We start from the raw sequence: 12,984 nt of genomic DNA, 5'->3' as shown, positions 1-12,984 counted from the left end.
GCTCGGAGCGGGCCCGCTGCGCCTCGGCCGTGTAGCCGCGCGGCGCCTCGGAGCGGGCGCGGAGCACCTCGCCCGTCGCGTAGACCGCGGCATCCCCGATCAAGAACACCCCCACGTGCCACGCCTCGCCCACCGGGACGATCCGTGGCGCGCGGCCGAAGCCCAGCAGCTTGCGCGCGTGCGCCCAGTCGCCCAAGCGCTCCCGGGGCGCGCCGGCGAGTCGCGCGCGTGCGTCGTCGAGCAGGGCGAAGACCGTGGCCACCGGTCAGGTCTCCTCGTCGCGGAGTGCGGGCGTCGTCACGTCGTCGCCTCGCAGTGCCATCGCGACCGACGGCAGGATGAGCACCGAGAGCATGCCCGCGCCGACGAGCGCCGCCGCGGCACCGCTGCCGAGCAGCTTGTGATCGACCCCGATCGCGGTGACCGCCACGATGATCGGCAGGCCGGTCGCTCCCATCAGCGCCGTCGCCCACCGCGTGCGCGGTGTCGCGCCGACCGGGGCGGCGAGCATCGAGGGAAGCCCCCGCACGACCAGCAGCAGCACCAGCCCTAGCGGCACCAGTGCGAGCAGGACGGGATCGGCCAGCAGGGCCTCGAGGTCGAACGAGATGCCCGTGTAGATGAAGAAGATGGGGACGAGAAAGCCGAAGGCGACGGCCTCGACCTTGCTCTCCACGGCGTCGCGCGCGGCCGCGTCGGCGTCGCGCATCAGCAGACGCCAGATGACTCCGGCGGCGAACGCGCCGAGCAGCATGTCGAGGTCGAGCACGACGCTCAACCCCACGAGCGCGGCCAGGATGAGCATGACGACGCGCATCGCGAACTGGCCCGAGGTGTGCAGCGTGGCGTTGACGAACCGGTGCAGTGCACCCTGGGGCACGCGCATGGCATACCAGACGGCACCCGCGGTCACGAGCAGGAACGCGGCGAGGACGATGGTCGCCACCCCCGGCGAGCGACTGCCGAGGAGGACCGAGATCGCGATCAGCGGCGCGAACTCGCCGACGGCGCCGATCGCGCCCACGGCCTTTCCGAACGGCGTGCGCATCTCCCCGGCATCCCGCAGAATCGGCAGCAGTGTGCCGAGCGCCGTCGACGACAGCGCGATGCCGACGACGATGGCGCCGGCGGGTTCGCCGGGAGGCGCCACGAGGATGCCGAGGGCGGTGCCGACGGCGAGACTGAGCACCCATCCGGCGATCGCCCGACGGCCGGTCCGCCCGCGCAGCGCCGTGAACTGCAGCTCGGTCCCCGCGACGAAGAAGAGCATCGCGAGGCCGAACTCGCTGAGCAGGTCGACGAACGCCGATGTGCCGGCCAGACCCAGCACGCTCGGGCCCACGACGATGCCGAGCAGCAGCTCGAACACCACGATCGGCACCCGCACCCATCGTCCGACCGCACGCGCCGCCAACGGCGCCAGCACGGCGAGCAGCGGAATCAGCACGATCGCCGCGTCGAGATCTCCCATCGCCCGCTCAGCTCCGCGGCCCTGGGCGCACCGTCAGGTCGCTGACGACCGCATCCCGCGGCAGGTCGAGGGCGGCGAGGACGACCGTCGCCACCGACTCCGGATCGATCCACTGCGTCGGGTCGTATTCGGCGCCCTCCTGCTCGTGGACCTTCTGCTGCATAGGCGTCGCGGTGCGACCGGGGTAGATGGTCGTGACCCGCACGCCGTGCCGCGCCTCCTCGCCGCGCAACGCGTCGGCGAGCGCCTTCAGACCGTGCTTGGACGCCGCGTAGGCCGCCCAGCCGGGGTGCGCATTCAGCCCCGCGCCGGAGTTGACGAACAGCACCTGCCCGCGCGCGGCGCGCAGTCGCGGCAGCACCGCGCGGGTGAGTTCGGCGGGGGCGACGAGGTTGACGGTGAGCTGACTCGTCCAGGCCTGCAGCGGCAGGTCGCCGACGGCGCCGAGCTCGACGACGCCCGCCGCGTGGATCAGTGTGTCCACGGATGCCGGGACGTCGGCATCCTGCACCGCCGGAGCGATCGCCTCAGGGCTCGCGAGGTCGGCGATGATCGGGATGCTGCCGGGGAACGCCGCCGTCAGGTCCGCGGCCCGAGCGTCGTCGCGGGCGACGAGGACGAGCAGGTCGCCGCGCGCGTGCAGGCGTTCGGCGACGAGCCGCCCGATACCGGAACCCGCACCGGTGATGAGGTGGGTGGCGGTCACCCGACCATCCTCCCACCCCTCCTGCGCGTCACCCGCTTGCTTCAGACGCCGCCATCGACCGAGCGCACGTACTCCCCCGGCTCTTCGGGGACCATGACGGGCGTCTCCCGGTTGAGAGAGCGGCCGTCGAAGAAGGGCTTGGAACGCGGGAAGAAGGACCAGACGATCATCAGGACGACACCCACCAGCAGGGCGCCGATGCCGACGACGAACGTCCCGCCGATGCCGAGCAGCACCGTGTAGCCGTAGTCGACGTCCCACATGTCGATCGCGGACTGGACGAACGCGAACGTGAGCATGAGGGCACCCAGCAGCGGCAGGATCAACCGGTACACGACGTTGCGTCCCGACGTGAACAACTCCTTGCGGAAGTACCAGACGCAGGCGTACCCGGTGATCGCGTAGTAGAACGCGATCGCGAGCCCCAGCGAGAGGATCGAGTCCTGCAGGATGTTGTCGCTGACGAGCGTCATGCCGACGTAGTAGAGGGTGGCGACGATGCCCATCACGAGGGTCGAGAACGATGGCGTCTTGTACACGGGATGCACGCGCTTGAACCGCTCCGGAAGCGCACGGTACACCCCCATGGCGAGCGTGCCTCGGGCGGTCGGCAGGATCGTGGTCTGCGTCGAGGAGACCGCAGAGATCAGCACGGCCACCACGAGCAGCCAGCCCCACGGCCCGAGCAGACCGTCCTTGATCGCGAGGAAGAAGTCGTCGGCATTGGCCTCATTGCCCAGGCCCGTGCCGTCCTCGCCGAGCCCGGCGTACATCATCGCCGCGATCGTCACCGACACGTAAGTGAACAGCAGCAGGACGCACGTCAGCAGCGCGGCCAGGCCCGGGATGCGCTTGGGGTCCTTCGTCTCTTCGTTCAGAGCCAGGCAGGTGTCCCAGCCCCAGTAGATGAACAGAGCCAGCAGCACCGCCTCGGTGAACCCGTGGAAGTCGGTGAAGGCGAACGGGTTCAGCCACTCCCAGTCGAACGCCGTCGCCCCGGGAGCCGTGCCGGCGAAGAACTGCCAGAGCGCCGCCACGACGAAGATCGCCAGTGCCAGGTACTGGATCGCCAGCAGCACGTTCTGAATGCGCTCACCGATCTCGACGCCGCGCCAGCTGACCCACGTCATGGCGGCGATGAACACGACCGCGACCAGGATGATGCGCCAGTCGTTGTTCGCCAGCTCCAGACCGAGCAGGTCCCAGAAGTAGACCGCGGCGATCTGGGCGAGGTTCGCGAGCACGACCATGCCCGCGACGGCGACGCCCCAGCCGCCCATCCAGCCCACCCACGGGCCGAAGGCCTTGGTCGCCCACGTGAACGTCGTTCCGCAATCGGGGATCTCGTTGTTGAGCTCGCGGTACGCGTATGCGATGAACAGCATCGGCACGAACGCGATGACGAACGCGATCGGTGCCTGCCCGCCGACCGCCAGCACCACGAAGCCCAGGGTGGCAACGAGCGAGTAGACGGGCGCGGTCGAGGCCAGACCGATGACGGTCGAGCCCCACAGGCCCAGCGTTCCGGCGGCGAGGCCCTTGCCTTCGCCGCGATCAAGGTGGATAGGTGTGGTGCTGCCGAACTCGGTCATGGTGCGCTCCGCCCTCACGTGGGATCGCGTCCCCAGTGACGCCGTGAGGGAAGAATAGCTAGGGTTCGGGGCAGGAACCAAGGAGAAAAAATGACGGATCGGACCGAGGCAGAACTGCAGCAACTCGCGAAGGATCACCTGTGGATGCATTTCGCGCGGCAGTCGACGATGACCGGCGGTGTCCCCATCATCGTGCGGGGCGACGGTCACCATGTGTGGGACGCCGCGGGCAAGCGCTACTTCGACGGACTGTCCGGCCTGTTCGTCGTCAACGCGGGCCACGGCCGGCGCGTCCTCGCCGAGACGGCGGCGCGGCAGGCATCCGAGCTCGCGTTCTTTCCCATCTGGTCGTATGCGCACCCGCAGGCGATCGAGCTCGCGGCGCGCCTGGCGGATCTCGCGCCGGGCGACCTCAACCACGTCTTCTTCTCTACCGGCGGCGGCGAGGCGGTCGAGACGGCGTTCAAGCTCGCGAAGCACTACTTCAAGCTCACCGGCAAGCCCACCAAGCACAAGGTCATCTCCCGCGCGATCGCCTATCACGGCACGCCGCACGGCGCCCTCGCGATCACCGGGCTGCCGTCGATGAAGCAGATGTTCGAACCCGTCGCTCCCGGCGGGTTCCGGGTGCCCAACACCAACTGGTATCGGGCCGCCGAGCAGGGGTTCACCGGGACGACGCCGGAGGAGTTCGGGGTGTGGGCGGCCGATCGCATCGAAGAGATGATCCTGTTCGAGGGTCCCGACACCGTCGCTGCGGTGTTCCTGGAGCCGGTGCAGAACTCCGGCGGCTGCTTTCCACCGCCGCCCGGCTACTTCGCGCGGGTGAGGGAGATCTGCGACCGCTACGACGTGCTGCTCGTCAGCGACGAGGTCATCTGCGCATTCGGGCGGATCGGCGAGTACTTCGCGTGCGACGCGTACGGCTACCAGCCCGACATCATCACGTTCGCCAAGGCCGTGACGAGCGGCTACGTCCCGATGGGGGGCACGATCGTGAGCGACCGGCTGTATGAGCCGTTCGCGCACGGCGACGTGTCGTTCCCGCATGGCTACACGTTCGCGGGGCACCCGGTCGCGGCGGCCGTCGCGATGGCCAACCTCGACATCTTCGAGGAGGAGCGGCTGCTGCAGAACGTGCGGGAGAACTCGCCGGTCTTCCGCCGCACGCTCGAGAAGCTGACCGACCTGCCGATCGTCGGCGACGTGCGCGGGGACGGCTACTTCTTCGGCATCGAGCTGGTCAAGGACAAGGCCACGCGCGAGACGTTCGACGACGCCGAGTCGGAGCGGCTGCTGCGCGGCTTCCTCTCCGGAGCGCTCTACGAGGCGGGGCTCTACTGCCGCGCCGACGACCGCGGCGACCCGGTGATCCAGCTCGCGCCGCCGTTGACGATCGGGCCCGGCGAGTTCGACGAGATCGAGCAGATCCTCCGCGGCGTGCTCAGCGAGGCGTGGGCGCGGCTGTAGGTGCGGCGGGGCGGGACTTGGCGCCGGTCGCGCCGGTCACCACGCGCTAGTCACCACGCACCCGGGCGGTAGTCCTTGAGGAAGACGCCGAACAGGTCCTCGCCCGCTTCGCCGCGCACGATCGGGTCGTAGACGCGGGCCGCGCCGTCGACGAGGTCGAGCGGCGCGTGGAAACCCTCCTCCGCGAGGCGGACCTTGGTGGGATGCGGACGTTCGTCGGTGATCCAGCCGGTGTCGACGCTCGTCATCAGGATGCCGTCCGACTCGAACATCTCGCGGGCGCTCGTGCGCGTGAGCATGTTGACGGCGGCCTTGGCCATGTTCGTGTGCGGATGCCCCGGCCCCTTGTAACCGCGATTGAAGACCCCCTCCATCGCGCTGACGTTGACGATGTAGGTGCGGCGGGCGGGGCTCGCCGCAAGCGACGCACGCAGCTTGGAGATGAGCAGGAACGGGGCCGTCGTGTTCGCGAGCTGCACCTCGAGCATCTCGAGCGGGTCGACCTCGTCGACCGCCTGCACCCACGAGTTGGTGTCCTGGAGGTCCGGGATGAGCCCGCCCGCGTCGATCGCGGTGCCCGCCACGAGCCGCTCCAGCGAGCTGGAGCCGGCGGCCAGCGCCTGCTCGGTGAGCTCGTCGGCGCGCGCCGCGGCAGCGGCGAGGATCGGGTGGGCGGTGACCGAGCGCTCCAGCGCCTGGGGATGCCGGTCGTTCGTGTGCCCGAACGTGATCAGTTCGGGCATGCCGTGGGGGCTGGCCGCGAGGGGCGCCGACTCGGCATCCACCAACGGCTGGTACGCGCCCGGCGAGCGCCGCACCGTCTGCGTCGCGTTGTTGATGAGGATGTCGAGGTGCCCGGCCGCGGCGACGTCGTCGGCGAGCCCGAGCACCTGGGCGGGGTCACGCAGGTCGATGCCGACGACCTTGAGCCGGTGCAGCCAGTCCGCAGCATCCGGGAGGCTCGAGAACCGGCGGACGGCGTCACGCGGGAAGCGCGTCGTGATCGTGGTGTGCGCGCCGTCGCGCAGCAGCCGCAGCGCGATGTACATGCCGATCTTCGCGCGGCCACCGGTGAGCAGTGCGCGGCGGCCGGTGAGGTCGGTGCGGGCGTCGCGCTTGGCGTGGCTCATCGCGGCGCACGCCGGGCAGAGCTGGTGGTAGAACGCATCGACGAGGGTGTACGGCTGCTTGCAGATGTAGCAGGCGCGGGCGCGGCGGAGCGTCCCCGCCGTCGGGGTGGTCGTCGAGGTGGAGATGGGTATTCCGCGGGTCTCGTCGTCGATCCGGTCCGGCGCACCGGTGGCCGTCGCGGCGACGACGGCGCGGTCGGCGGCGGCCTCTTCTTCGCGCAACTGACGGCGGCGGGCGATCTTGGCGGCCTTGAACATCCTGGCGGTCGCGCGCCGAACGGCGACGAAGTCGGGATGCGTCTGGTCGATCTCGTGCAGGCCCGCGAGCACCCGCAGCGTGATCTCGAGATCCGCGGGATCGATGCCGCCGGGACGTTCGCCGGGTTGCTCGCTGGCCTGCTCGTCGGCGAGCGGATCGGCGTCGGGGGTCGTCTCGGGCACACACGATTGTAGGCGCCTGCCCCGGAGGTGCCCGAACTCCACCAATTCGCCGTCGTATCCGGGCGCGTTCCGCGTGATTCCGGCGAATCGCCGCCCTCCGCACGTCAGATTGGTGGAGTTCGGGCGCGCGCCCCGGGCACCCGATCGCTTTCGGGCCAGCTTTTCAGGGGCGCTGCCGCGCCGTGGGGCAAGGACATCTGGGTCATGTCACGAGACTTTCGCTTCAGCGCCGATCTCCTGTTACCGTGCCTCCGTGACCGTCAACCGCCGCATCCACGTCTCGGCCGCCGTCATCGTCGATGCCGACGGCCGGCTGCTGCTCGTCCGCAAGGCGGGGACGACGGCGTTCATGCAGCCGGGCGGTAAGCCCGAGGCGGGCGAGACCGCGGCCGAGACCCTGTGCCGCGAGCTCGCCGAAGAGCTGGGCGTGAGGGTGGATGCCGCCGCGCTCGCGCCCCTCGGCCGGTTCGAAGCCGCCGCCGCCAATGAGCCCGGGTTCACCGTGGTCGCGGACGTGTTCACCGTGGACATCGGCGGCCAGCATCCGGCCGTCGCGGCCGAGATCGAGGAGCTCCGCTGGGTCTCGCGCGCCGAGGCTGCGACCCTGGAGGTCGCCCCGCTCGCGCGCGACAACTTCTTCGCCGCCTGACCGCCCGCCCGCGCCCTCACCCCAGCCGGTGCTCGTGCACGGACGACGTGAGGCTCGTGCCGTTCAGGTCGAGGTAGAGCTGAGCCTCCGTCACCGACAGGGTGAGGGAGTTTCGGCGGGCGGTCGCGGCGGCCGCGGCCTCCACGAACCCGGGATCGAAGGTGCGCAGGGTGATCTCGTCGGCGCGGTGGATCTTCTTGCCCGCCCACAGCGGCAGCAGTTTCGCGGGGTCGCGCTGGCTGTAGACCGCCGTGCGGTCGGCGAGTTTGCTCCCGCGGTGCAGGCGCTCGGCATCCGGCGCCCCGACCTCGATCCACGCCATGACGCGCCCCGTCGCGTCGCGCACGAGCACCGCGGGCTCGTCGGTCGCGGCGATCCCCTCCGTGAACGCGATGCCCTCCGCATACTCCAGGCAGTACGCGAGCAGGCGCGTCACCATGAAGGCAGTGGTCTCGGACGGATGCTGCGCCATGCGCAGCGACAGGTCTTCGTACACGCCGCGGTCGAGGTCCGCCAGCTGCACGTCGAACGTGTGGATCACTGCACCGGCGGCCATGCTCCGAGCCTACGGTGCCGCATCGCCACCGTTCACGGCGCCCCGCCCCGGTATCCGCCACCAACTTTGGAGGGTACTGATAGACGCGCCTGATTTCTTACCTTGAGTATCGGTCACACGACGGCGAAGTCGAGTGACGCGATTTCGAGGGAGAGATACGTGTCCGACGACCTGCAAACTGCCGCCCCCTATCGGGAGCTTCGGGACCGGAGCCAGAACGAGCGCGAGAGCTTCTGGCTCGACGCCGCCGAAGGCATCGATTGGGAGGTCGCACCGGCATCCGCGCTCGAGGTCACGAGCGACACCGAGTGGCGCTGGTTTCCCGGCGGCGAGCTGAATCTCTCGTACAACGCGCTCGACCGTCACATCGAGGCCGGCCGGGGCGATGCGACGGCGCTCATCTACGACTCGGCGATGACCGGCACGCAGGCCCGGTTCAGCTACACCGAGCTGCGCGACCAGGTCTCCCGGTTCGCGGGAGCGTTGCGCGCACAGGGCGTCGAGCGCGGCGACCGCGTGCTCATCTACCTGCCGATGATCCCGCAGGCGGCGATCGCGATGCTCGCGTGCGCGCGCATCGGGGCGATCCACTCCGTCGTGTTCGGCGGTTTCGCCGCGACCGAGCTCGCGGTGCGCGTCAAGGACGCGAGCCCGAAGGTCATCGTGACGTGCTCGGGCGGACTGGAGCCCGGCCGCGCGGTCGAGTACCTGCCGATCATCAGTCGCGCCATCGAGCTGTGCGGCGGCGCGGAATCGGGCGTCGCGAGCGTCATCGTGCAGGAGCGCACCCTCATCCCCGGCAGCGCCGCCGACTACGCCGATGACACCCGGACGCGCTGGCTCGATTGGACGACGATCCAGGATGCCGCCGAGCCCGCCGACCCGGTCGCGATGAAATCCGAGGACCCGCTGTACGTCCTCTACACCTCCGGCACGACGGGCAGCCCCAAGGGCGTCGTGCGCGACAACGGCGGCTACGCCGTGGCGCTGAGCTGGAGCATGAAGCACATCTACGACATCGGCGTCGGCGACACGATGTTCACGGCATCCGACGTGGGATGGGTCGTGGGGCACTCCTACATCGTCTACGGGCCGCTCATCGCGGGCGCCACCACGATCATGTTCGAGGGCAAGCCGATCGGCACCCCCGACGCGGGGACGTTCTGGCGCATCATTGAGGACTACCGCGTCAAGACGATGTTCACCGCTCCCACGGCGCTGCGCGCCATTCGCCGCGAGGACCCCGAGCTGACGCACCTGGCCGAGCACGACGTGTCGTCGCTTCGGGCGCTGTTCCTCGCCGGCGAGCGCACCGACCCCGAGACGTGGCACTGGATCAAGGACGGGCTGGGCGTCCCGATCGTCGACCACTGGTGGCAGACCGAGACGGGTTGGGCGATCTGCGCGATCCCCCTCGGCATCCAGGCCCTCGAGCAGAAGGCGGGTTCGACCGCGCTGCCCATGCCGGGCTACGACGTGCACATCCTCGACTCGAAGGGGCGCCGCCTCACCGAGCCCGGCGCCGAAGGCAACATCGCGCTCAAGCTGCCGCTCGCCCCCGGCAATCTGCTGGAGATCTGGGGCAGCCGGCAGCGCTTCGTCGACTCGTACCTGACGGCGTTCCCCGGCTACTACGCCACCGGCGACGCCGGTCACTTCGACCAAGACGGGTACCTCTTCGTCATGGGCCGCACCGACGACGTCATCAACGTCGCCGGCCACCGCCTGTCGACCGGTTCGCTGGAGGAGATCCTCACGCAGCACGACGTCGTCGCCGAGGCAGCGGTCATCGGTGTCGCCGACCCGCTGAAGGGTCAGCGCGCCGCGGGGTTCGTCACGATCAAGCACGGGCACGACATCGACCACGACCGGCTCGCGACCGAGCTCATCAAGCTCGTGCGCGACCACCTCGGCCCGGTCGCGTCATTCCGCGACGTCACGGTCCTCGATCGGCTGCCCAAGACCCGCTCCGGGAAGATCCTGCGCAAGACGATGCGCCAGATCGTGGATGGCGAGGAGTATAAGATCCCCGCGACGATCGAGGATGCCACGGTCATCACCGACCTGATCGCCGCACTCGACACGACTTACCACGGCCCGGCGACCACGGCGATCACCGTTCCGCAGAAGTCGAAGAAGGGGAAGAAGCGCGGGTAACGCGGGCGCCCTCCCTCGCGCTCGGAGCGCGCAGCCGCTCGACCATCCACCCCGGCCATTGCGGGGGCGTGTCGATCTTGTTAAGGCGCGCGAGCGGGCTGGCATGCGCCCCGGTCGATGCGCGAAACTGATCGCGTTGCGCGGCGGTGCGTTCGTCGCGCGTCGGAAGGAACCGATGCACCTGTCACCCGCAGACACCGAGAAGCTGCTGCTCGCGGTCGCCGGCATGGTGGCCCGCGACCGCCGCGATCGTGGGATCAGACTCAATCACCCCGAAGCCGTCGCGCTGCTGTCGACGTGGGTCATCGAGCGCGCTCGCGAGGGCGCCGACGTCGCGCAGCTGATGATCGAAGGCCGCACCGTGCTGACCCGTGCCGATGTCATGGAGGGGGTCGCCGACATGCTCGCCGATGTGCAGATCGAGGCGACGTTCCCCGACGGGCGCAAGCTCGTGACCCTCCACCACCCGATCGACTGAGGAGTCGCCATGGCCGCAGGATCAGCGTCAGGACCCGGTGCCGTCCGGGTGCGTCCCGGATGGATCGAGCTCAACGCCGACCGCACCGATGACGAACGTCTCGAACTCGTGATCCTCAACACGGGCGACCGTCCGGTGCAGATCGGGTCGCACATCCACCTTCCCGACGTCAACGCGGCACTGCAGTTCGACCGCGCCGCGACCGCCGGGTTCCGCCTCGACATCCCGTCGGGGACATCGGAGCGGTTCGAGCCCGGCGTGTCCAAGCGCGTCGGCGCGGTGGCGTTGCGCGGGCGCCGCCTCGTCCCCGGCATCCAGCTGCGCACGACTGACCCGTCGACGGATGCCGACTCGACGGATGCCGACTGATGGCCCGCATCGACCGCGAGCGCTATGCCGCCATTTACGGGCCGACGCAGGGCGACCAGGTGCGACTGGGGGACACCGATCTGTGGATCGAGCTCGAAGACGACCTGACGGTCGGCGGCGAGGAGGCCGTCTTCGGCGGCGGCAAGTCGATCCGGGAGTCGATGGCCCAGAGCACCGTCTCGCGTGCCGACGGTGCCGTCGACACCGTCATCACCAACGCGATCATCCTGGACTGGTGGGGCATCGTCCGGGCCGACGTCGGCATCCGCGACGGCCGCATCGCCGCGATCGGCCGCTCCGGCAACCCCGACATCGCCGACGGTGTCGATCCGCGGCTGATCATCGGGCCCTCCACGGATGTCATCTCGGGTGAGGGCCGGATCCTCACCGCCGGGGCCATCGACTCGCACGTGCATCTGTTGTCGCCGTCGCAGCTGCACGAGGCACTGGCGACCGGCATCACGACGATCGTCGGCGGCGGCACCGGCCCCTCCGAGGGCTCGAAGGCGACGACCGTGACGCCGGGCGCGTGGCATCTCGAGCAGCTGCACCGGGCCCTTGACCGGCTGCCGCTGAACATCCTGCTGCTCGGCAAGGGCAACACCGTCTCGGCCGAGGCGCTCAAGGAGCAGGCGCTCGCCGGCGCGGCGGGCTACAAGGTGCACGAGGACTGGGGCTCCACCCCCGCGGCGATCGACGCGAGCCTGCGCGCCGCCGAGGAGTGGGGCCTGCAGGTCGCGCTGCACAGCGACTCGCTCAATGAGGCCGGATTCGTCGAGTCGAGCATCGCCGCGATGGCCGGGCGCAGCATCCACGCGTTCCACGTCGAAGGCGCCGGCGGCGGCCACGCCCCCGATATTCTCTCCATCGCGAGCCTGCCCTACGTCATCCCCGGGTCGACCAATCCGACCCTGCCGCACACCGTCAACACCGTCGCCGAGCACCTCGACATGCTGATGGTCTGCCACCACCTGAATCCCGGCGTGCCGGAGGACCTGGCCTTCGCCGAGTCCCGCATCCGCGCCACGACGATCGCCGCCGAGGACATCCTGCACGACCTGGGCGCGATCTCGATCACATCGTCGGACGCGCAGGCGATGGGCCGCATCGGCGAGGTGATCACCCGCACCTGGCAGGTCGCGCACGTCATGAAAGCCCGCCGCGGCGCGCTCGGCGGAGGGTTGCCCGCCGACAACGAGCGGGCTCGCCGCTACGTCGCGAAGTACACGATCAACCCCGCTGTGGCCCACGGGGTCGACGGCGAGGTGGGATCGATCGAGCCCGGCAAGCTCGCCGACCTCGTGCTGTGGGACCCGCGGTTCTTCGGATTCCGCCCCGATGTCGTCGTCAAGGGCGGCGGCATAGCGTGGGCCGCGATCGGCGACCCCAACGCCTCCATCCCGACGCCGCAGCCGGTGCTCATGCGGCCGTCGTTCGCCGACGCGATCGGCGGCACCCTCTCGGTGTCGTTCGTGTCGCCCGCAGCGCTGGACGCCGGGATCGAAGACCGCCTCGGCCTGACGCGCCGCCTGCTGCCGGTGCAGTCCACCCGCCAGGTCGGCAAGGCCGACATGCGCAATAACGACGCGCTGCCGCGCATCGATATCCGTCCCGACACGTTCGACATCTCGATCGACGGCGACCTGGTCGAACCGGCCCCGGCCACCGTGCTGCCACTCGCCCAGCTCTACCAGCTGTTCTGATGTCGCCTCTGGCCCCCACCACCGCAGCGCTGCTGCTGGCCGATGCCCGCCTGCCCTCCGGCGGTCACGCGCACTCCGCCGGCGTCGAGCCGGCGCTCATGGGTGGACTCGACGCCTCCGCACTGCCAGAGCTGATGCGCGGACGCGTGCGGACGACGACTCTCGTCGAGGCGGGTACCGCCGTCGCGGCACGGCACGCACGCGTCTCGGGCGAAGATCTCGGCCCCGTCGAGGCGGCGTGGGCCGCGCGCACCCCCAGCTG

At 70.0% G+C, this 12,984-nt stretch carries 11 protein-coding genes and 2 pseudogenes; 7 read left to right on the top strand and 6 right to left on the bottom strand.

Going from position 1 to position 12,984, the window contains the following annotated elements; genetic code table 11:
• The 4 genes and pseudogenes from WBP48_RS06415 to WBP48_RS06400 all read right to left on the bottom strand — a co-directional run.
• Positions 1 to 262: pseudogene (locus tag WBP48_RS06415) on the bottom strand (glutaminase); the annotation flags it as partial.
• A gap of 3 nt (positions 263 to 265) precedes the next feature.
• Positions 266 to 1,471 (bottom strand): cation:proton antiporter, encoded by a 1,206-nt coding sequence (locus WBP48_RS06410; protein ID WP_424437784.1) that lies wholly within the window; start codon positions 1,469 to 1,471, stop codon positions 266 to 268.
• A gap of 7 nt (positions 1,472 to 1,478) precedes the next feature.
• Entirely contained in the window at positions 1,479 to 2,177 is a 699-nt protein-coding gene (locus WBP48_RS06405) for an SDR family oxidoreductase (protein WP_424437781.1), read from the bottom strand.
• A gap of 41 nt (positions 2,178 to 2,218) precedes the next feature.
• A complete protein-coding gene (locus WBP48_RS06400; RefSeq protein WP_424437778.1) occupies positions 2,219 to 3,769 on the bottom strand; it encodes an APC family permease in 1,551 nt (516 codons plus the stop codon).
• Between the two features lie 90 nt (positions 3,770 to 3,859).
• Here WBP48_RS06400 and WBP48_RS06395 point away from each other — a divergent pair, with 90 nt between their 5' ends.
• Complete coding sequence (locus WBP48_RS06395; RefSeq protein WP_424437775.1) at positions 3,860 to 5,239, top strand: aspartate aminotransferase family protein; 1,380 nt, start codon at positions 3,860 to 3,862, stop codon at positions 5,237 to 5,239.
• 50 nt (positions 5,240 to 5,289) lie between these two features.
• On the opposite strand, the gene WBP48_RS06390 is transcribed toward WBP48_RS06395, so the two are convergent.
• Complete coding sequence (locus tag WBP48_RS06390; protein ID WP_424437787.1) at positions 5,290 to 6,732, bottom strand: SDR family NAD(P)-dependent oxidoreductase; 1,443 nt, start codon at positions 6,730 to 6,732, stop codon at positions 5,290 to 5,292.
• A 331-nt stretch (positions 6,733 to 7,063) separates the two neighbouring features.
• On the opposite strand from WBP48_RS06390, the gene WBP48_RS06385 reads away from it, so the two are divergent.
• Complete coding sequence (locus tag WBP48_RS06385) at positions 7,064 to 7,459, top strand: NUDIX hydrolase (protein WP_424437772.1); 396 nt, start codon at positions 7,064 to 7,066, stop codon at positions 7,457 to 7,459.
• A gap of 16 nt (positions 7,460 to 7,475) precedes the next feature.
• Here WBP48_RS06385 and WBP48_RS06380 read toward each other — a convergent pair whose 3' ends face one another.
• Complete coding sequence (locus WBP48_RS06380) at positions 7,476 to 8,015, bottom strand: YaeQ family protein (protein WP_424437769.1); 540 nt, start codon at positions 8,013 to 8,015, stop codon at positions 7,476 to 7,478.
• A gap of 159 nt (positions 8,016 to 8,174) precedes the next feature.
• On the opposite strand from WBP48_RS06380, the gene WBP48_RS06375 reads away from it, so the two are divergent.
• The 5 genes and pseudogenes from WBP48_RS06375 to WBP48_RS06355 all read left to right on the top strand — a co-directional run.
• Positions 8,175 to 10,172, top strand: a complete 1,998-nt coding sequence (locus WBP48_RS06375) for an AMP-binding protein (RefSeq protein WP_424437766.1) — start codon at positions 8,175 to 8,177, stop codon at positions 10,170 to 10,172.
• 175 nt (positions 10,173 to 10,347) lie between these two features.
• A complete protein-coding gene (locus WBP48_RS06370) occupies positions 10,348 to 10,650 on the top strand; it encodes an urease subunit gamma (RefSeq protein ID WP_424437763.1) in 303 nt (100 codons plus the stop codon).
• A gap of 9 nt (positions 10,651 to 10,659) precedes the next feature.
• The gene (ureB, locus tag WBP48_RS06365; RefSeq protein WP_424437760.1) at positions 10,660 to 11,019 is read left to right on the top strand and encodes an urease subunit beta; all 360 of its coding nucleotides are present in this window, start codon (positions 10,660 to 10,662) and stop codon (positions 11,017 to 11,019) included.
• Positions 11,019 to 12,722 (top strand): urease subunit alpha, encoded by a 1,704-nt coding sequence (locus tag WBP48_RS06360; protein ID WP_424437758.1) that lies wholly within the window; start codon positions 11,019 to 11,021, stop codon positions 12,720 to 12,722. Before ureB ends, WBP48_RS06360 begins: the two co-directional genes overlap by 1 nt.
• A pseudogene (locus WBP48_RS06355) lies at positions 12,722 to 12,984 on the top strand (urease accessory protein); the annotation flags it as partial. The gene WBP48_RS06360 and the pseudogene WBP48_RS06355, both read left to right, overlap by 1 nt.

It is taken from the genome of Microbacterium sp., from assembly GCF_049661145.1.
Lineage (GTDB): Bacteria > Actinomycetota > Actinomycetes > Actinomycetales > Microbacteriaceae > Microbacterium.
The sequence above is the reverse complement of the archived record's forward strand: the minus strand, read 5'-3'. Positions and strand labels throughout refer to the sequence as shown.

What these genes read in the sequence shown, in the direction of transcription:
- WBP48_RS06370 (WP_424437763.1), top strand. Translation starts at nt 10,348, where the DNA reads ATGCACCTGTCACCCGCAGACACCGAGAAGCTGCTGCTCGCGGTCGCC.
- WBP48_RS06410 (WP_424437784.1), bottom strand. Translation starts at nt 1,471, where the DNA reads ATGGGAGATCTCGACGCGGCGATCGTGCTGATTCCGCTGCTCGCCGTG.
- ureB (WP_424437760.1), top strand. Translation starts at nt 10,660, where the DNA reads ATGGCCGCAGGATCAGCGTCAGGACCCGGTGCCGTCCGGGTGCGTCCC.
- WBP48_RS06395 (WP_424437775.1), top strand. Translation starts at nt 3,860, where the DNA reads ATGACGGATCGGACCGAGGCAGAACTGCAGCAACTCGCGAAGGATCAC.
- WBP48_RS06360 (WP_424437758.1), top strand. Translation starts at nt 11,019, where the DNA reads ATGGCCCGCATCGACCGCGAGCGCTATGCCGCCATTTACGGGCCGACG.
- WBP48_RS06400 (WP_424437778.1), bottom strand. Translation starts at nt 3,769, where the DNA reads ATGACCGAGTTCGGCAGCACCACACCTATCCACCTTGATCGCGGCGAA.
- WBP48_RS06380 (WP_424437769.1), bottom strand. Translation starts at nt 8,015, where the DNA reads ATGGCCGCCGGTGCAGTGATCCACACGTTCGACGTGCAGCTGGCGGAC.